Annotated in this window: 1 protein-coding gene; it reads right to left on the bottom strand. The window is 44.4% G+C overall.

The window, feature by feature from the left end; translation table 11 throughout:
• Positions 1-74 precede the first annotated feature (74 nt).
• On the bottom strand, positions 75-446 hold the full coding sequence (locus ACWHAR_RS29790) for a DUF423 domain-containing protein (RefSeq protein ID WP_011198405.1): 372 nt from the start codon (positions 444-446) through the stop codon (positions 75-77).
• Between the last annotated feature and the right edge of the window lie 142 nt (positions 447-588).

The raw sequence follows: 588 nt of genomic DNA, 5'->3' as shown, positions 1-588 counted from the left end.
TAAATTACCATGAATCAGCCCCTGTTAAAATAAAAAAAGCCAATCCTTTTCAGAGATTGGCTTTTTTAGTAAAACTACAAATATTTGACCGCTGAGACAACGACCATGATCCATGCGGCAATAAACGCCACGCCGCCCAGCGGAGTAATCGCACCGAGGACGCTGATTTGCGTAAGGCTGAGGACATATAAACTTCCAGAAAATAAAACGATTCCGGCAAACATCAGCCACCCTGCCGCAGAAACGCTTCCCGCACCTGCCAGTTTTGACGCGATGAGCGCGACGGCAATTAAACCGAGCGCATGATACATATGATACTGGACGCCGGTCTGCCAGATTTGCAAATATTTCTCGGGAATTTTCCCTTCAAGACCATGGGCTCCGAACGCTCCTAAAGCAACCGCAAGCATAGCATTGACAGCACCTAAAATCAAAAATAATTTCACGATCAAATCGCCCGCCTTTCCTTTATCATCATAGCGTACATGTCATGAATTTCAACTTATGCAAATCTCATGACACGATATTGTCATATTTCTTTTTCCTAAGCTGTATTTGTTCCGCAGCAATCGCTACGATTGTTCCAAG

The sequence above is a fragment of the Bacillus sp. LR--39 genome (genome assembly GCF_053613335.1).
The sequence above is the reverse complement of the archived record's forward strand: the minus strand, read 5'-3'. Positions and strand labels throughout refer to the sequence as shown.